Annotated in this window: 16 protein-coding genes; 7 read left to right on the top strand and 9 right to left on the bottom strand. The window is 62.5% G+C overall.

Features of this window, described 5'->3' with window-relative positions; genetic code table 11:
• Position 1: 1 nt before the first annotated feature.
• The 5 genes from SKZ59_RS25710 to SKZ59_RS25690 all read left to right on the top strand — a co-directional run bounded on the left by SKZ59_RS25710 (position 2) and on the right by SKZ59_RS25690 (position 5225).
• Entirely contained in the window at positions 2-970 is a 969-nt protein-coding gene (locus SKZ59_RS25710; RefSeq protein WP_319993360.1) for a D-alanine--D-alanine ligase, read from the top strand.
• Between the two features lies 1 nt (position 971).
• Positions 972-1784: a cell division protein FtsQ/DivIB gene (locus SKZ59_RS25705; RefSeq protein WP_319993359.1), complete on the top strand. Its 813-nt coding sequence runs from the start codon at positions 972-974 to the stop codon at positions 1782-1784.
• A 45-nt stretch (positions 1785-1829) separates the two neighbouring features.
• A complete protein-coding gene (ftsA, locus tag SKZ59_RS25700) occupies positions 1830-3062 on the top strand; it encodes a cell division protein FtsA (protein ID WP_010394955.1) in 1233 nt (410 codons plus the stop codon).
• A 154-nt stretch (positions 3063-3216) separates the two neighbouring features.
• Positions 3217-4425 (top strand): cell division protein FtsZ, encoded by a 1209-nt coding sequence (gene ftsZ, locus SKZ59_RS25695; protein WP_034748865.1) that lies wholly within the window; start codon positions 3217-3219, stop codon positions 4423-4425.
• 293 nt (positions 4426-4718) lie between these two features.
• Entirely contained in the window at positions 4719-5225 is a 507-nt protein-coding gene (locus SKZ59_RS25690; RefSeq protein ID WP_070305663.1) for a peroxiredoxin, read from the top strand.
• Between the two features lie 140 nt (positions 5226-5365).
• Here the strand turns inward: SKZ59_RS25690 and SKZ59_RS25685 are convergent, their stop codons facing one another.
• A complete protein-coding gene (locus SKZ59_RS25685; RefSeq protein ID WP_319993358.1) occupies positions 5366-6133 on the bottom strand; it encodes a class I SAM-dependent methyltransferase in 768 nt (255 codons plus the stop codon).
• 104 nt (positions 6134-6237) lie between these two features.
• Here SKZ59_RS25685 and SKZ59_RS25680 point away from each other — a divergent pair, with 104 nt between their 5' ends.
• Positions 6238-7011, top strand: a complete 774-nt coding sequence (locus SKZ59_RS25680) for a helix-turn-helix transcriptional regulator (RefSeq protein WP_319993357.1) — start codon at positions 6238-6240, stop codon at positions 7009-7011.
• A 3-nt stretch (positions 7012-7014) separates the two neighbouring features.
• On the opposite strand, the gene SKZ59_RS25675 is transcribed toward SKZ59_RS25680, so the two are convergent.
• The 8 genes from SKZ59_RS25675 to nosZ form a co-directional block, all read right to left on the bottom strand.
• On the bottom strand, positions 7015-8055 hold the full coding sequence (locus SKZ59_RS25675) for an FAD:protein FMN transferase (RefSeq protein ID WP_319993356.1): 1041 nt from the start codon (positions 8053-8055) through the stop codon (positions 7015-7017).
• A 48-nt stretch (positions 8056-8103) separates the two neighbouring features.
• The gene (locus tag SKZ59_RS25670; RefSeq protein ID WP_072456930.1) at positions 8104-8418 is read right to left on the bottom strand and encodes a c-type cytochrome; all 315 of its coding nucleotides are present in this window, start codon (positions 8416-8418) and stop codon (positions 8104-8106) included.
• A gap of 96 nt (positions 8419-8514) precedes the next feature.
• Positions 8515-9036 carry a nitrous oxide reductase accessory protein NosL gene (locus SKZ59_RS25665; protein ID WP_070305655.1) on the bottom strand — a complete coding sequence of 174 codons (522 nt, stop codon included), beginning with the start codon at positions 9034-9036 and terminating at the stop codon, positions 8515-8517.
• On the bottom strand, positions 9033-9857 hold the full coding sequence (locus SKZ59_RS25660) for an ABC transporter permease (protein ID WP_200872998.1): 825 nt from the start codon (positions 9855-9857) through the stop codon (positions 9033-9035). Before SKZ59_RS25660 ends, SKZ59_RS25665 begins: the two co-directional genes overlap by 4 nt.
• Positions 9841-10794, bottom strand: coding sequence for an ABC transporter ATP-binding protein (locus SKZ59_RS25655; protein WP_319993355.1), 954 nt, complete (start codon positions 10792-10794; stop codon positions 9841-9843). Before SKZ59_RS25655 ends, SKZ59_RS25660 begins: the two co-directional genes overlap by 17 nt.
• Complete coding sequence (locus tag SKZ59_RS25650) at positions 10763-12040, bottom strand: nitrous oxide reductase family maturation protein NosD (RefSeq protein ID WP_413774606.1); 1278 nt, start codon at positions 12038-12040, stop codon at positions 10763-10765. Before SKZ59_RS25650 ends, SKZ59_RS25655 begins: the two co-directional genes overlap by 32 nt.
• A 20-nt stretch (positions 12041-12060) precedes the next feature.
• Positions 12061-14238: a 4Fe-4S binding protein gene (locus tag SKZ59_RS25645; protein WP_319993354.1), complete on the bottom strand. Its 2178-nt coding sequence runs from the start codon at positions 14236-14238 to the stop codon at positions 12061-12063.
• Between the two features lie 53 nt (positions 14239-14291).
• On the bottom strand, positions 14292-16205 hold the full coding sequence (gene nosZ, locus SKZ59_RS25640) for a TAT-dependent nitrous-oxide reductase (protein ID WP_034748840.1): 1914 nt from the start codon (positions 16203-16205) through the stop codon (positions 14292-14294).
• Between the two features lie 303 nt (positions 16206-16508).
• Between nosZ and SKZ59_RS25635 the strand changes: the two genes are divergently transcribed.
• Complete coding sequence (locus SKZ59_RS25635) at positions 16509-17351, top strand: DMT family transporter (RefSeq protein ID WP_034748837.1); 843 nt, start codon at positions 16509-16511, stop codon at positions 17349-17351.
• Positions 17352-17383: the final 32 nt, after the last annotated feature.

The raw sequence follows: 17383 nt of genomic DNA, 5'->3' as shown, positions 1-17383 counted from the left end.
TGTGAACCAAGCTTCAGCTATCGATGTAAAACAATTGGGCAAGGTAGGCGTCCTGTTCGGCGGCAGCTCGGCCGAGCGCGAAGTGTCGCTGATGTCCGGCACGGGCGTGCTGGCCGCGTTGACAAGCCGCGGCGTGGACGCGCACGCGTTCGACACGGGCGAACGCAGCCTGGCCGAACTGGCCGCTGAAAAATTCGACCGCGTCTTCATCGCGCTGCACGGCCGCTTCGGCGAAGACGGCAGCCTGCAGGGCGCGCTGGAACAGCTGGGCATTCCCTACACGGGTAGCGGCGTGATGGCTTGCGCGGTGGGCATGGACAAGATTTACACCAAGATGATCTGGCTGATGCATCAACTGCCGACGCCAAAGTACGCGGTGCTCGATGACAGCTCCGACCTGGCCAAGGTCGCCGCAGAACTGGGCTTGCCGCTGATCGTCAAGCCGCCGCATGAAGGCTCGAGCATCGGTATCACCACGGTCAACGAGGCGGGCGCCTTCCAGGCAGCCTACGACATCGCCGCCGGTCTCGATGATTCGGTGCTGGCCGAGGAATTCGTCAAGGGCCGCGAATTCACCGTCGCGATCCTGGGCAAGGGCGCCACTGCGCGTGCGCTGCCGCCGATCGAGATCGTCGCGCCGCAAGGCAATTACGATTACCAGAACAAGTACTTCACGGACGACACGCAGTATTTCTGCCCGCCGCAGCTGGACCCGGCAATCGTGGCGGAGATGGAACGCATCGCCGTGGCGGCCTACCGCGCCCTTGGTTGCGAAGGCTGGGGACGGGTCGACGTGCTGATGCGCGCGGCCGACAGCAAGCTGTTCCTGCTGGAAGTGAATACCTCGCCCGGCATGACGGGGCACTCGCTCGTGCCGATGGCGGCGCGCGCGGTGGGCATTAGCTATGAAGACCTGTGCCTGGAAATCGTCGCTGGCGCGCGTCTGAAAATGCACAAGGGACAGCACTGATATGTGGCATGACGCTAAAAGCCTCAATACGACTGCCAACGGCTTGCTGGCCGCGGTTCTGGTCGTGTGCGTGGCCGCCGGCGTCTGGTGGGTGTCGCAGCGTCCCATGTTCGACCTGCGCACGATCAAGGTGGAAAGCGCGGACGACAACGGCTTGCGCCACGTGAATTACCTGACCCTGCGCAGCGGCACTTTGGGCCGCATCAAGGGCAATTTTTTCACGACCAACCTCGATAGCGTGCGCGGCGTGTTCGAATCGGTGCCCTGGGTACGCCGTGCCAGCGTGCGGCGCGAGTGGCCGAACCAGCTGATCGTGGCGCTGGAAGAACACGAAGCGCTGGGCACCTGGGGCGAGGATGGACGCCTGCTGTCGGTCAAGGGCGACGTGTTTACGGCGAACGTGGCCGAAGCCGAAGACGACCATGAATTGCCTGCGTTTGCCGGTCCCGATGGCAGCGAAAAAGAAGTATTGGCCACCTACGTGCAGCTGGCAAAGTGGTTTGCGCCGCTGAAGATGGTGCCGGAAACCCTGTCGCTGTCGAGCCGCTATGCGTGGACAGTGAAACTGAATAACGGCATGAGCGTGGCGCTGGGACGCGAGCAGAATCATACGACCCTGAAGGCGCGGGTCGACCGGCTGGTGGGCATCTACCCGCAACTGGCGAGCCGGCTGGAAAATATCGACACGATCGATATGCGCTACCAGAATGGCCTGGCGCTCAGTTCCGCCGGCCTGGTGATACCGGCCGAAGGCAAGGATGGCAAGCCAGTGATCAAGAAGAAAAACAGCAGTCCGATTAAAAAACCGGCTTAACCGAATACCCAATTAATTAATAGCCCAAAAAACTAGGCGAAAGAAATGACAAAAGACGCGAAAAACCTGATCGTCGGCCTCGACATCGGCACCTCGAAAGTGGTGGCGGTGGTAGCCGAAGTGATGTCCGACGGGCGCCACGAAGTGATCGGGCTGGGCCAGCACGAATCGAAGGGCCTGAAAAAGGGCGTGGTGGTCAATATCGAGGCCACGGTGGAGTCCATCCAGCGCGCGCTGGAAGAGGCCGAGCTGATGGCCGACTGCAAGATCCGCAATGTGTACGCGGGCATTGCGGGCAGCCATATCCGCAGCTTCAATTCCAGCGGCATGGTGGCCATCAAGGACAAGGAAGTGACGGCGACCGACGTGGCGCGCGTCATCGAGACGGCAAAAGCGGTTAACATTCCGACCGATCAGCAATTGCTGCACACGGTGCCGCAAGAGTTCATCGTCGACAGCCAGGAAGATGTGCGCGAGCCTATCGGCATGAGCGGCATCCGCCTGGAGGTGAAGGTGCATATCGTCACCGGCGCCGTGTCGGCGGTGCAGAACATCGTCAAGTGCGTGCGCCGCTGCGGCCTGGAAGTGTCGGACCTGATTCTGCAGCCGATGGCGTCCGCCGATGCCGTGCTCACGCCCGACGAGAAGGAACTGGGCGTGGTGCTGATCGACATCGGCGGCGGCACGACCGATGTGGCGGTATTCTCCGATGGCGCGATCCGCCATACGGCAGTCATTCCCATCGCCGGCGACCAGATCACCAACGACATCGCCATGGCCTTGCGCACCCCGACCGCGGAAGCGGAAGAAATCAAGATCCGCTATGGCGTGGCCAAGCAGGTCCTGGCCGACCCCGGCGAATCGCTGGAGGTGCCTGGCCTGGGCGACCGCGGCCCGCGCAACCTGTCGCGCCAGGCGCTGGCGGCAGTGATCGAGCCGCGCGTCGAGGAGCTGTTCGCCATGGTGCACCAGGTGGTGCGCGAATCCGGTTACGAAGGCGTGCTGTCCTCGGGCATCGTGCTCACGGGCGGCACGTCCATCATGCCCGGCATGGTGGAAATGGCGGAAGACATTTTCCTGAAACCGGCGCGCCTTGGCACGCCCGAGTATCGGGGCCAGCTGGCCGACGTGGTGCGCAGTCCGCGCTATGCCACGGTATTGGGCCTGCTGCTTGAGGCGAAGAAGCAATACCTGCGCGGCCACATCGTGACGCGTCAGGACGGCTCGGTGAAGGCAGTCTGGCAGCGCATGAAGGAATGGTTTTTAGGGAATTTTTAAGGGCATGATTTACGCCCGGCAGTACAGGTTTTTTGGCAGCATCGCAGGTACACACACATAACTTAATTTTATATTTAACCGCAGTTTTCAATCTCCAGTTCTCCTACCAATATGAGGCCTGGCGCTTGGAAACCGCATCTGATAGGAGCACATCATGGAGTTCGATATGGTCGATAACACAGCTTTAGGTACCGTCATCAAGGTCGTCGGCGTCGGCGGTGCGGGTGGCAATGCAGTCCAACACATGATCAACAAAGGCATGTCGGGCGTGGAGTTCATTGCCGCCAACACCGACGCACAGGCCCTGTCGACATCGAAGGCCCACAACATCATCCAGATCGGCGATACCGGTCTGGGCGCAGGCATGAAGCCTGCCGTCGGCCGCCAGCTGGCCGAAGAGTCGCGCACGCGCATCGCCGATTCGCTGCGCGGCGCGCACATGGTCTTCATCGCCGCCGGCATGGGCGGCGGCACCGGTACGGGCGCCGCCCCCATCGTGGCCGAAGTGGCCAAGGAACTGGGCGCGCTGACGGTGGCCGTGGTTTCCAAGCCATTCTCGTACGAAGGCCAGAAGTGCATGGACATCGCCGACGAAGGCCTGGAGCAGCTGTCCCTGCACGTCGATTCGCTGATCATCATCCTCAACGAAAAGCTGGAAGAGATCTACGAAGACGAAAGCATGCTGGAATGGATGCAGCACGCCGATGACGTGCTCAACAACGCGGTGGCCGGCATTGCCGAGATCATCAACGTGCCTGGCCATATCAACGTCGACTTCAACGACGTGAAAACCATCATGGGCGAGCAGGGCAAGGCCATGATGGGTACGGCGACGGCGTCCGGCGTCGACCGCGCGCGCATCGCCGCCGAACAGGCTGTCGCTTCGCCGCTGCTCGATGGCATCGATCTGTCCGGCGCGCGCGGCGTGCTGGTCAACGTCACGGCCAGCCGTGGCTTGAAAGGTAAAGAGATCAAGGAAGTCATGGCTGCCGTGCGCGCGTTTGCCGCGCCGGACGCGTCGATCGCGCAAGGTATCGCCTACGACGACGCCATGGGCGACGACATCCGCGTGACCGTGGTGGCCACGGGCCTGGGCCGCGCCAAGAAGAACATCCAGCTGGTACCGCAGCAAGTGCTGCGCACCGGTACCCACAACAGCCCGCTGACCCCGTCGGCCGCCATGGGTAGCGCGCAAGCGGCGACGACGACGGTAGGCGTGGCCACGCCGGCCGCCGGTTTCGACGGCATGAAGGCGCCGGCAGTATGGCGCCGCGAATCGGCTTCCGAGCAAGTGCGCGCGATGGAAAAGAATGGCATGGAGACGTACGACATTCCAGCCTTCCTGCGCAAACAAGCCGATTAAGTGCAGTGAAAAAAGCCCATGGCGGCGTTGCATAGCCTTGCCGTACATTCGTACTGTCTTCGGCCATGCGCCTTGCCCTGAGCATTTTTCATGCGCTTCAATATGGAAAAGGTGATCTGATGTATGCAACGATGACGGCGGCCTGAGGGTCGCCGTTTTTTTTGCCGGCTTTTGACTTTTGACTTTGCCTTTCCGGCCATTTTCTGCACAAATACGGCAAGTCAGGCATACTATCGCGCAGTGTCGGCATCATGCCGGCAGAACCCTCAACCGACAGTACACAAGGAGTCAACATGACCATCAAGATCGGCGACACCCTGCCAGAAGGCACCCTGGCCGAATTCATCGAAAGCGAAACCGAAGGTTGCGCACTGGGCCCGAACACGTTCAACGTGCAAGACCTGGTCAAGGGCAAGAAGATCGCCATCTTCGGCCTGCCAGGCGCCTACACCCCGACCTGCTCCGCACAGCACGTGCCAGGCTACGTGCAGCACGCTGCCGACCTGAAAGCCAAGGGCGTCGATGAAATCTGGTGCATCTCCGTCAACGATGCGTTCGTGATGGGCGCCTGGGGCCGCGACCAGAAAGCCACCGGCGTCGTGCGCATGATGGCTGACGGCAATGCTGCCTACAGCAAGGCACTGGGCCTGGACGCCGATTTCTCCAAGCACGGCATGGGCACGCGCTCGCAGCGCTACTCGATGCTGGTCGACAATGGCGTCGTGACGCAATTGAACGTCGAGCAGGGCGGCAAGTTTGAAGTGTCGAATGCCGAGACGCTGCTGGGCCAGCTGAAATAATCGTGGCGTAGGTCGGATTAGGCGCAAAGCGCCGTAATCCGACAATATTGTTGACGCCTTCGTGGTGTTGTCGGATTACGCGCTACGCGCTAATCCGACCTACGATGTAAAAAAACGGCGCCATGTTGGCGCCGTTTTTTTTATTGCACCACCGGTTTTGTCGCCTCGAACATGGCCGCATCGATGCTGAACGAATAGTCGTCCTGCAGCGCGAAATACCGGCGCGCTTCCTCGGGCGCGCCATCGAACAGGTTGCGGATGGCTGCCACTCTTTCGCTTGGTGTGCGCATGCGCGCCACCCATTCGTCGAACTGCATCGTCAGTTTCCACACGCTGCGCAAGCTGTGCGTGAATCCCGCGTTGTTGAATTTGGCGCCCCATTCGCAGGTGCGGTAGTCGCGCACGTGGGAAGCATCGCGCAGCATTTCCACCGCCTGCAAGGTGCTGTCGTACAGGGCCGTTTTCGGCGCGACGATGTCGACCACCAGCAAGGTGCCGTTCGGACGCAGCACGCGCCACGCTTCCGCGAGGGCCGCAGCCACGTCGTTCCAGTGGTGCGCGGAAAAGCGCGTGACGACCATGTCGAAGCTGGCGTCGGCAAACGGCAGGCGCGCCACGTCGCCCTGTTGCGTGCTGATGTTGTGCAAGCCGCGCTGCACCTTCGCGTGGTCGACGACGTCGAGCATGGGCTGCGCCAGGTCGTAGGCGACCACCGATTGCGCCACGGGGGCGACGGCAAAGCTGGCGTGGCCGGCGCCGCAGCCCAGGTCCAGGACGACGGGCTTGCCGTGGCGGCGCGCGCATTCCTGCATCAGCACCAGGTCGGCGCCTTGCGCGTGGACAGCGCTGCTCAGGTAGGCGTTGGCCATTTTGCCAAACTGTTCGGTAACGACATCGTGCTGCTGCATGGTTTTCTCCTGTTGATGGGTGAGTTCCTGCAGAATAAGGATAAAATTATCCTGTAACAAGACCATAATTTATACTGGTATATTCACTACCATGCATCCATGTCATGTCGAATAAACTTGCTGAATTCATCCGCGCCAGGCGCGAAGCCGTCACCCCCGTCATGGCTGGCTTGCCCGGCGGCGGGAGGCGGCGCACGCCGGGCTTGCGGCGCGAAGAGTTGGCGCAGCTGTGCGACGTCAGTCCCACGTGGCTGACGTGGTTGGAGCAGGGGCGGCCCGTGTCGGCGTCGGCCAAGATGCTGGCCCGCCTGGCGCAGGTGCTGCAGCTGAGCGCGGCCGAGCGCGCCTATCTGTTCGAGGTGGCCGACAAGCACGACCCCAGCCACGCGACAGGCGAGGGCGGTGGGCCTGCCAGCGCCGAACTGGCCGCCATCGTGTCCGCCATTGACGCGCCCGCCTACATCCTCGACCGCGCATGGAACGCCGTGGCGTGGAACGGCGCCGCGTCCACCTTGTTTGCGGGCTGGCTGCAGGCCGGGGACGGCGCACCGAACCAGTTGCGCTTCATGTTCCTGGAGCCTGGAGCGCGCGACCTGGTCGTCGGCTGGCCCGAGCGGGCACAGCGGCTGGTGGCGGAGTTCCGCGCCGATATCGGCCGGCAGGCGGACCAGGCGCCGCTGGCCGGCCTGATCGCGGAACTGGCCGGCGCCAGTGCGGACTTTCGCCGGTGGTGGGGCGCGCAGCAGGTGCAGGGCCGCGATGGCGGCTTGCGCCAGTTCCAGCATGCGCAACAGGGGCTGCTGGCATTCAACCAGGTGACCTTGCACCTGGCGCGCCAGCATGAACTGAAGCTGGTGATGCTGTTGCCTGTGTCGTAGACGTCACTCGCGTGCTTGCCAGGTCCCGGCGTGCTCGTGCCGCTCTGCACCTGCAATGCGCGCTTGCATGGCTGCTGTCATGTGGACATTACGCTGGGCGTCAACCATCAGCACTTCTTTCAGGTCGAGTTTTTCCGCCATCGCTTGCCAGTCTCGGGGGCCGGTGATGAACAGCGGTTTGGAGTGGCCGTCCGAGCGCAGGCCAGGGTCGCGCCCGCCGCTGGCGATGATGGTGACCGAAGCGACCAGATCGATCGGGTAGCCGCTGCGCGGGTCGATAATGTGCGGGCGGCGCTTGCCGTCCTTCATGAAGTAGCGTTCATAGTCACCGCTGGTGCCGATCGCTTCGTTGTCGCGCAAAGCGATCTGCGCAACTGTCCCGGCGCCACGCGGATCGCGGATGCCGACCTGCCACGGTCGTTCACCGGGCTGGCCTATGGCGATGACGTTGCCACCGATGTTGACCAGCGCCGCCTTGACGTGCGCTTCGCGCAGCAGCGCGGCGGCGCGGTCGAGCGCGTAACCTTTGGCGTAGCCGCCGAGGTCGATCATGACGGCAGGGTTGACGCTGCTGATGATGTTGCCGTTGTAGCGCAGGTCGGACAGCGATGGCCGCGCGTCGACCCAGCGCTTGATCCCGGCGGCCGGCGGTCCCTGCGCGCCGATGTCGTTTTTCTGGAAGCCCCACAGCCTGATCAGATGCCCAATGGTGGGGTTGAACAGCAGGCCGGAACGCACTGACAGCTTCTCGGCCGATTTTAGCAGGCCGACCATTTCAGCGTCGGCGCGCATTGGCTCGCCTTTGGCGATGCTGTCGTTGAGGGCGGTGAGCATGCTTGGCTCCCACGCGTGGAATTTACGGTGCAGGCGATCGAATTCTCTCAATACCTCGGCGCCAAGCAGGTCGGCGCGCTGCTGCGAACCACCGTAGATGGTGATGTCGACCGTGGTGCCGAACACGTGGCCCCGGGTTTTGTAGAGGCGTTCCTCGCCGGAACAAGCAGTCAGGAACAGCAGTAGCGCCAGCAGCGTGCGGGTGAACATGGAATATCTCCGGGTGTGGCCGCCGCGCGCAGGCGGCGGCCAGCAGTCTTAATTGCTCTTGGCGACCATGTAGTCGACCAGTGCTTTCACTTCATCATCCTTCAGGCCTGGATTGCCGCCGCGTGGCGGCATCATTTTCACACCGTTGATGGCGCTCAGGTACAGCGCCGGCTTGCCTTTGGCGATACGCGGTTTCCATCCCGCCTTGTCGCCAACCTTGGGCGCGCCCATGATGCCGCTGCCGTGGCAGGCCAGGCAGGTGGTGGAGTAGGTTTTCTCAACCTTGGCGGCGTCCGGCGCGGCGGCGCTGGTGGCAGAGGTGATGGCTGCCAGCATTGCTGCCAGTGCAAGTAGTTTCTTCATGGTCTGTCTCTTTTCAAAAGTAAGTCGGCAAATGCCGGGGTAAAAACGGACCGGCGCTTTCCGCCGAACGGCAATGCCGGCCCAGGCGGTGGTGTTTCAATGCGCCATGGCGTGCGTCGGCATGGCGCCGCTGGCTTCGTTCAGCAGGGCCGGCGTGATCTGCTTGAAGCGCAGCACGCGGCCGCCTTCCTTGCGAACAAACGCTTCCGCGTCCACCTGCCGGCTGAACGAGGCGATGGCCGGGCCCATCGAGCCCTGCGCCTTGCTGCCTAATACATAGAGCGCGTCGTGTGCCCCGATCCAGTGGCCTTGCGGCTGTTGCCAGTTGGCGCTGCCCATGTCCTGCACGTAGAAGGCGCTGGTGGCGCGACGCTGTTCCGGCGCCAGCATTTCACCGAGCAGTTCTTTTACGTCACAGAAGTAGCTGGTCTTCCCGTCGGCGAAGCGAACCTGCGCTTTCGGCCCAGGGAAGTCGCGCAGCAGCATGCCGTCCAGCGCACACGCGGCTTCGTCGGACGGATCAATGGCTGGCAGGTTGGTGGCGCTGTACGTGCAGGCGGCCAGCGCAAGGGTGGCCAGTGCGGCCAGCGCGCTCCTGCGCAGGTGGAAAATAGTCATGAAAATCTCCTGAGTGCGATAGAAAACGGTAAAAAAATCCAGGCTAGCATCACGCCCGACAGCAGCGCCGGGTGGGTCCAGCCTTGCGGCATCACGGTGGCCAGGCCATACATGGCTTGCGCCTGGTCCGAGCTGAACACGTTCAGCAGGCGAAATACGTCGGCCGGGTTCAGCATCAGCATGGCGGCGAACAGGCCGCTACCGAGCTGGCCCTGGCTGAGCACCATCACCCCCATCAGCAGCAGGTCGAACACCAGCACGAACAGGAACCACAGCGCCAGTGCAATGCCGCTGGCGCGGACGCGGTCGCGGGTGCTGACCGATACCAGCATGGCAATGCTGAGGAAGGCCAGTCCCATCAGCACGGCGCTGGCGACGAATTGGGCGTAGCGCCAGCCCTCGGCCACAGTCAGTTGCGAGAACAGCGGCAGCAGGCCGGCGCCAAAGCCGATCGCGGTGGCGCTGGTGAGCGCCGCCGCCAGGCCGAGATACTTACCGAGCAGCACTTCCAGCGGCGTCACCGGCATCGACAGCAGCAGTTCCAGCGCGCCGCGCTCACGCTCGCCGACAATCGCGTCATAGCCGAGTATCAGGGCGATCAGCGGCACCAGATAGATCACCAGGCTGGACAGGCTGGCGATAGTGGCGTCGATGCCGTGGAAACCAACCTGTCCCTGCTGGGCTGCGCCGAAGTAGGCGATGGCCAGTGCGAAGAAGGCAAACACCAGCGCCACGGCCAGCACCCAGCGGTTGCGCAGCCGCTCACGCCATTCTTTTGCGGCCAGCACGCCGACCTGGCGCCATTCAATGCGTGCGCGCATGAGTGCCTCCGTAGCCGAGAAATACTTGTTCCAATGTCGATTCCTGAATCGCGATGTCGTCGGCGCAAGCGGCCAGCTGGCGCAGCACCGCCATCTTGTCGGCCCTGGCGCAGCGCACGTGCAGCTGTTCGCCATGCACCTCCAGCGTCAGCTCCAGCGGCAACGCGGCCAGCGCCGCGCGCACGCCCGCCTGCAGCGCAGGCGCAATCGTGGCGGTAATGGTCAGCATCCGGGGCGCATGGGTACCCGTCCGCAACTGCCTCAGCGTGCCTTGCGCGGCCACCGTGCCGCTCTGCATGATGAGCAGCTGGTCGACCCTGTGCTCGATCTCTGCCAGGATGTGTGAGGTGATGACGATGGTGGCGCCGCGGTCCTGCGCGGTGCGCAAGATGGCGTAAAAGTCGGCGATGCCTTGCGGGTCCAATCCGTTGGTCGGCTCATCGAGGAAGATCAGGTCCGGCTCGCCCAGCAGAGCCTGCGCCAGGCCGAGCCGCTGGCGCATGCCCTTGGAGTACCCCTGTACCGGCCGCGCGGCGGCATGCGTCAGGCCCACCAGGTCGAGCAACGGTGCGCAAGCAGCGCGCGCAATGTGCTTCAAGTCCGCAAAAAAGTGCAGTACTTCCTGGCCACTCAGGTTATCGTAGGTGAGAAAACTTTCCGGCAGATAGCCGACGCGCCGGCGCGTCTGGCGAAAGGCAGGTTCGGCCGCGTTCTGGCCCAGTACGTGCAGCGTGCCGGCGCAGGGCGTGATCAGACCGAGCATCAGCTTGAATAGCGTGCTCTTGCCGGCGCCATTGTGGCCGATCAGGCCGAACATGGCGCCATGGGCGATGTCAAAGCTGACGTCCTGCAGCACTGTGAGCGCGCCGTAGCGATGCCGGATGCCGCGCAGGCTGACGGCGGCTTCAGTTGTATTCGATGCGGGGAGCGATGTCATTCCATTTCTTCCAATTCTGTGAGAGCGGGCGCATGCGCGGATGGCGGTCGACTACGCTTGGCGCGCGCAGCAGCGGAAACTGACGCGCGGCAAAGCGCAGCGTCTGCAGCGCGGGGCTGGCGCCGAGCAGCTTGAGCAGCGGGTATTGCCAGTTCAGACGGTCAACCAGGTCGTTCGCTTCATACGCCACGTCACCCTGGCCGTCGCCGTTCTGGTCCCAGCCGTTGTAATTGCTCCAGTAGTTGCCTTCCTGTTTGCCCCATTCGACATCGCGCGCGGCAACAAAGCGCACCTGCTCCTGGTTGCCGATGAAGTCGTTGCCATCGACTTGGTTGTTCGACGAGCCGGCCGACAGGTGCACGCCGGTGCGGTTATTGATGATCAGGTTGTGGCGCAGCGTGTTGTACTCGGCGTCATAGATGAAAAAACCACGGTCGTTGCCGGCCACCACGTTGTCTTCGATCAGCGAGTCCTGGATGGTGCGCAGCATGATGCCGTGATCGGTATTGCCCCACGCGATATTGCGGCGCACGGTCAGGCTGCGCACCTCCATCAGCGCCAGCCCGGCCCGGCTCAGATATACCTCGTTGTCTTCCCAAGTACTGTGGTGGGTGTTCATGTAGTGCGTGCCGTAGCGGACATGGTGGATGCGGTTGTGGCGAAATTGCGCGTCGCGCGAGACGTCGACATAGATGCCGTCGCGCGTGCCGCTGATTTCGTTGCCGGTGACGCGCGCTCCGCGCGTGTCGTACACCTGGATGCCATTGCCGCGCTGCGCCGATTGCAGGTCGCGCCGACCGGTGATGGTGTTGTTCAGCAAGCGCGCATCGTCAACGCCTTGCAGCCAGATGCCGAACAGGTTGGCGACCAGTCGACAGTTGTTGATCTGTACGCGATGCGCGCCAGGTACGATATAAATGCCGGCGTTCTGCGCAGTGAGGTCCGCGCCGCTGTCGATCACGACCAGACCGATCAGGGTGACGTCGGGGGCGGTGATGCGGATGGTGTCGCCGTGCCCTCGGCCGCTGATGGTGGGATGGCTGCGCCCTTGCAGCGTCAGCGCCTTGTCGACCAGCACGTGTTCGTTATACCTGCCGGGTGCGATCAGCAGTGTGTCGCCTTTCTGCGCACTGGCGATGGCCGCATTGATCGACGTGCCCGGCGCCACTTCCAGCACGGCGGCGGCCAGGCCCGTCCCATAGCCGGCCAATATGACTGCCAGCACCAGCGCGCGCATCAGCGCCAGCAGGGCGGAAGGCGCCAGCCTCATGCGTCTTCCTTGCCTTGCGACGGCAGCGTTGAGCGCAAGCTGTCGAGCGTAAGGAAGTAGCCGTCGGCGCCGATACGCGTCAGCGCTTCGCCCTTGGCAGCGCGCCGCTTGCGCTCTTTCACCAGGGGTGGACAGGCGTGATCGTCGTAGTACATCACCATGCAGTCCAGGCACAGCATGCATTCCATCTGATCGATTTTGCCTTGGCTGTCGATGGCGTGCGAGCCGCAACCGGCGGCGCAGGCGTGGCAGCTGGTGCATTCTGCCTTGCGCTTCAGACCGAACAGACGGAACTTGCCGGGCAGCGCCAGGCCCGCGCCCATCGGGCACAGGTATTTGCAGTAGGGGCGCTCGCTGAACAGCGACAGGCCCAGAATGGCGCCGATAAAGAGCCAGAATGGCCAGCTGCGGTTCCATACGCCGACCAGGAAAGTGGTCTTGAAGGGTTCGATTTCGGCCAGATGTTCGGCCGTCTCCATTGAGAACAGGGATACGCCGATCAGGCCGAAGAAGATGACGTACTTCAGCCAGCGCAGCTTGTCGTGCAGTGGTTTTGGCAGCAGTTTCTGCCAGCGTTTCAGGCCGATGGCGGAACCGAGTTTCAGCATCAGGTGCTGCAGCGAGCCGAATGGACATAACCAGCCGCAGAACAGGCCGCGTCCCCAGATCAGCACCGTGATGATGATGAACCACCAGAACAGGAAGATGAAGGGATCGGACAGGAACAGCTCCCAGCGCCATTGATGGATCAGCGAATGGAGCCAGGTCATGATCTGCGTGATGCTGGGCTGCGCCTTCAGGTAGAAACCGATGAAGCCGGCGCTGATGATCCACAGCACCAGCCGCGGCCAGCTGATCAAAGGCTTGTGCTTGCGCGTCGATGCACGCACCAGCCGGTCGCGTCGTGCGTACCAGATGGCGGTAAACAACAGGGTGGCGACGAAGAAGCCGATTTGCGCAATCCGGTCCAGCCAGATGTTTTGCCACGCCGGGCGCGCCGTCACCACTTTCGGATGGCCGCCTTCCAGATAGCGGGCCGGCAGCCAGTATGTCTGGTCGTAGTGGGTGAAGGTCTTGGCGCCCTTGGCGTCCAACTGATTGACCAGCAGCGTTAGCGTCCAAGGCCACGCCGGATTGAAGTGTTTCGAGCGGACGATGAAGATGCCCGATTCGCGGTATTGGGGCACATCGCCGGGCTGCAGGTGATACAGATTGAGATAGTCGGTATCGCGGAAGGTGTAGGTTTCAGGATCTTGCCGCACCTGGATGCGGTCGTAGATGCCGCCGCGCACAAAGCCCGAGCCCTTGAACGAGGTCTGGCCGCTGGCGATGACGAAGATCGCATGCTCGTCCGGCTTGAGGTCGCGCATCAGGCGCTGGTAGTTGTCCTCGCCCAGCAGGCTGTTGCCCAGCGTCGGCGTGTTGAGGTAGCCGAAGTAGAGATCGATGTAGTCGCCGCGTGCGCTGTCGGCGCCGACTTCGCGCGCGGTGATCGTCAGGCGGCCGACCGAGCCCTCGTCGGCCAGCTTGCCCCAGTTGAGGCGCTCGTCGAGCGGCGTGAAGCGGGCTGGCGGCCGCGCCGCCGCAGTGAAGATGCCGACCTGGCGGCCGATCTCATAGGCGCTGCGGGAAATTACCTGGTTCTCGGCGATGGCCGTCACGGTGGCGCCGCTGATCGCGTCCAATCCCACGCTGCCATCGCCGCCACGGCCAATTTCCAGCCTGGCGTCACCGCGCAGGCCGACATATTGTCCGATGAACTTGAGCAGCGCCGATTCCGGTATGCCGGCCAGCAGGATCGGTTCGGAATGCTTGATCACGCGCACGCCGGTAATGATGCCTGCGGTGTCCATGCCGATCAGTGTAATGACCGGCTTGCCGGAATAGGCGGGAATGTCCACCACGTCGGTTGACAGGAAAACGTAGCCAACGAGCTTGCCGCCGGCGTCCAGCGCTTGCACATAGCGTGGAGAACCCATGCGCTGCGAGAAGCGCTGCGCTTGCGGCATCACGTCGCGGCAGGCGGCATGCGCGCACAGGTCGGCGCCGTGCAACAGTTCGGAGGAAAGTTCAGCGTCGTAGATGTTGGCGGCGGCGATGGGCGGTGCCAGCATAGCCAGTAACATCAAGCACGACGCCAGCGAATTGAACAAGGTTTTTAAAGTAGTCGTCATGAGAATATGCCATGCCGGCTGACGCATCAGCCGGCATGGACTTGCGGGACAACTCAGGCTTCAACCAGGAAACGGCTACGCATTTCCAGATGCAGGGCGTGGCAGAAGTGCGTGCAATACAACCAGAACGCACCGGCGTGATCGGCCTTGAAAGTGACCGACTTGGTTTCCTGCGGATTGACGATAAAGTTGATGTTGTAGGTCGGGATGGCGCAACCGTGGGTTAAATCTTCGACCTTGTCGTAGTTGGTCAGGGTGAGCGTGACTTCATCGCCTTTTTTGACCTTGATGACCGGCATGCTGAACGCCGGCGCTTGCGACATCAGACGCACATGCACCTTGTTGCCCTTGCGCTCGATGCCGGCGTTTTCCGGCGTGACGGCATTCGGGAAGTCGGTCATGGTGTGGATCTGGCGCGTCTTGACCACGTCGCGGCGCACGATAATGCCATCGTGCGGTTCCGGGTAGGCAGTGTGATCGGCTATCAGCTTCATGCTGGCGCCGCTGATGTCCACCAACTGTTCGGTTTCAGGATGCAGCGGGCCGACTGGCAGGAAGCGGTCCTTGGAGAACTTGTTGCCGGAGTTGAGGTATTTGCCGTCAGCTTCCCTGGTTTCACCCATCGATGAGTAGTTATGGCCCGGCTGGTAGTGCACGTCCAGCTTCTCGATGATGACCTTGGCGTTTTTGTCGCCCTTGAACTGGGCAATGGCTGCATCCACATTCCATTTGACGGCTTGGCTGTCGAGGAACAGCGAGGTATAGGCGTTGCCCCTGCCGTCGAAGGCGGTGTGCAGCGGGCCGAGGCCGATTTCCGGTTCGGCCACCACGGTGTCGCGCGGATCCTTGACGTTACCGTCGAACCACTGCAGCACCTTGCTCAATTCAATCACGGTGGCGGTCGGCGACAGCTTGCCGGAGCAGACGAAGTATTTTCCGTCCGGGCTGGCGTTGACGCCATGCGGGTTCTTGCTGACCGGGACGTACAGCGAGATCGCGCTTTTCGGATCGGCGTTGGCAGCCTTGCGGCCATCGACCACGGGGACCTTGGAACTGCCGATGGTGGTGAACTTGCCTGCCTTGACCAAGGCCTCGACGCGTTCGATATGCAGGAACACGCAGGCATCGCGCTCGGCCGCCATCATGCCGTTCAGGTCGGCGGCGTTTTCCACGTTGTACTGGTTGCAGGCGGCCAGCTTGCCGTCGTACGAGGTGGCGCACAGATCCATATTGCCGTCAACGCGCACCTGCCACATCACTTCCATGGTCTCTGCGCTGACGCAGCTGAACAACGCACCCCACTTGTCCGGATTGTCCAGGTCGCGGCCGTCGTTCGGCAGCGGGATATGGAATTCGGCGCCGCAGAACACGCGGGTGGTGTAGTCAATCTTCTGGTCGACCGGATCGCGCTTGTCAGGGAACAGGCCGTGGAAGCCGGCCACATTCGGCAGTTCGGTGATCTTGTCGCATTCCATGGTGTCCATGCGGATGCGCGCCACGCGTGAATGCAGCTTGTCGTTGATGAACAGCCAGCGGCCGTCATACGTGCCGTTCTTGTAGCTACCGTGGACGTGGTGGGTGTCGCCGGTGATGTATTTCAGCGTGCCGTCGGGCTTGGTGCCGATGATGGCTTTCGATTCATTGGTAATACCCCAGCCGACCATGCAATCGACGTTGAACACCGGGATGCGCTTGAGCGTGCGTCCGGAAGGCAGGCCGAGCACCCGCGCTTCGCCCGAATGGCCGGAACTGATGAAAGCATAGTAGTCGTCCAGCTGGCCTGGCGCGATCTCGGTGCCGTGATGTGCGGCCGGTGCGGCAGCGCTCTTGCCACCGGCGGCAGCTTCCTCCTTGCAGCCGGCCAGGCCCAACGTGACGCCTGCCAGGCCCAGTGCGGCGCTCTTGCCGAGAAAGCCGCGGCGGCTCGACGGCGTGTCGTTGGTGGTATCTATCTTCTTGCTGTCCATCTCTCGTTCTCCATCGTTGCAAAATTATAAACAAGCATTTTACATGCATCTTTTAAAAAAACGATGACGTGGATCAAGCATTTCAGGCACCGCCGCCGCGATTGCGGCAGTACTTGATCCAGGCACTGTTTTCGTCGTCGCCCCTGATGAGCTGGCCGGCTTGCTATAATCAATCCCGGCAGCGCCTCCGCTGTGCTGGCTCCGGACGTCGCCATAATGACGTTCCCAGTGGTCCGCCCCGGACCGGTCGTCAAGGAGCATTCCCTGTCTTCTCGTCAAGAAAATCTGCACAGCATCTATGCGATGCTGATTGCGGTCGCCATGTTCTCGTGCATGGATACCGCCATGAAGCTGCTGTCTGCCCATTATCCCGCCACGCAGGTCACGGCGATGCGCTCGCTCAGTTCGTTGCCACTGCTGTGCGGCTACATGCTGTACCGCGGTGCGTTCAAGGGCATCTTCCGCATACGCTGGCCAATGCACCTGTTGCGCGCCGCACTCGGCATCGCCATGCTGACCACCTTTGCCTTCGGGCTGAAGTCGCTGTCGCTGGCCGAGGCATATTCGATCTTCTTCATCGCGCCGGCTTTGATCACGGCGCTGTCGGTGTGGGTGCTGAAGGAGCACGTGGGCCGCGGGCAGTGGGTGGCGATTGGCGTCGGCCTGCTGGGCGTGCTGGTGGTGCTGCGCCCCGAAGGCACCGGCTTCCTGTCGCTGGGCGGGCTGGCGATTCTGGTGGCAGCTGCCTGCTACGCCGTGTCGGCCATCAGCGCGCGCGTGCTGGCGCGCACCGACAGCACCGAGGCGATGATGTTCTGGCTGCTGACGCTGATGTCGATTGGCGCAGTAACGCTGGCGTGGAATATCTGGGTGCCTGTGCGTGCCGAACACGGCTCGATCTTGATGGTGCTGGCGCTGTCAGGCTTCTTCGGGCAGTTGGCGATCACCAAGGCCTTCAGCACCGGCAAGGCGTCAATCGTGGCGCCGTTCGAGTACACGGCGCTGGCCTGGGGCGTGGCGATAGACTGGCTGCTGTGGCAGGCGCTGCCGGATCGCTATACCTTGCTTGGCGCGGCGATCATTATCGCCAGCGGCATCTACCTGGTGCGGCGCGAAGCCGTGCATGTGGAAAGTGAGCATCCCTAGCATTTCTTTGCCGGTCAGCATTCCACGCCGCA

This window comes from Janthinobacterium sp. GMG2 (assembly GCF_033949445.1).
Classification (GTDB): Bacteria; Pseudomonadota; Gammaproteobacteria; order Burkholderiales; family Burkholderiaceae_D; genus Janthinobacterium; species Janthinobacterium aestuarii.
This window is presented reverse-complemented; position numbering and strand designations above follow the sequence as displayed.

Coding starts and splice junctions, on each gene's coding strand:
- SKZ59_RS25705 (WP_319993359.1), top strand. CDS start 972: ATGTGGCATGACGCTAAAAGCCTCAATACGACTGCCAACGGCTTGCTG.
- ftsA (WP_010394955.1), top strand. CDS start 1,830: ATGACAAAAGACGCGAAAAACCTGATCGTCGGCCTCGACATCGGCACC.
- ftsZ (WP_034748865.1), top strand. CDS start 3,217: ATGGAGTTCGATATGGTCGATAACACAGCTTTAGGTACCGTCATCAAG.
- SKZ59_RS25690 (WP_070305663.1), top strand. CDS start 4,719: ATGACCATCAAGATCGGCGACACCCTGCCAGAAGGCACCCTGGCCGAA.
- SKZ59_RS25685 (WP_319993358.1), bottom strand. CDS start 6,133: ATGCAGCAGCACGATGTCGTTACCGAACAGTTTGGCAAAATGGCCAAC.
- SKZ59_RS25680 (WP_319993357.1), top strand. CDS start 6,238: ATGTCGAATAAACTTGCTGAATTCATCCGCGCCAGGCGCGAAGCCGTC.
- SKZ59_RS25675 (WP_319993356.1), bottom strand. CDS start 8,055: ATGTTCACCCGCACGCTGCTGGCGCTACTGCTGTTCCTGACTGCTTGT.
- SKZ59_RS25670 (WP_072456930.1), bottom strand. CDS start 8,418: ATGAAGAAACTACTTGCACTGGCAGCAATGCTGGCAGCCATCACCTCT.
- SKZ59_RS25665 (WP_070305655.1), bottom strand. CDS start 9,036: ATGACTATTTTCCACCTGCGCAGGAGCGCGCTGGCCGCACTGGCCACC.
- SKZ59_RS25660 (WP_200872998.1), bottom strand. CDS start 9,857: ATGCGCGCACGCATTGAATGGCGCCAGGTCGGCGTGCTGGCCGCAAAA.
- SKZ59_RS25655 (WP_319993355.1), bottom strand. CDS start 10,794: ATGACATCGCTCCCCGCATCGAATACAACTGAAGCCGCCGTCAGCCTG.
- SKZ59_RS25645 (WP_319993354.1), bottom strand. CDS start 14,238: ATGACGACTACTTTAAAAACCTTGTTCAATTCGCTGGCGTCGTGCTTG.
- nosZ (WP_034748840.1), bottom strand. CDS start 16,205: ATGGACAGCAAGAAGATAGATACCACCAACGACACGCCGTCGAGCCGC.
- SKZ59_RS25635 (WP_034748837.1), top strand. CDS start 16,509: ATGCTGATTGCGGTCGCCATGTTCTCGTGCATGGATACCGCCATGAAG.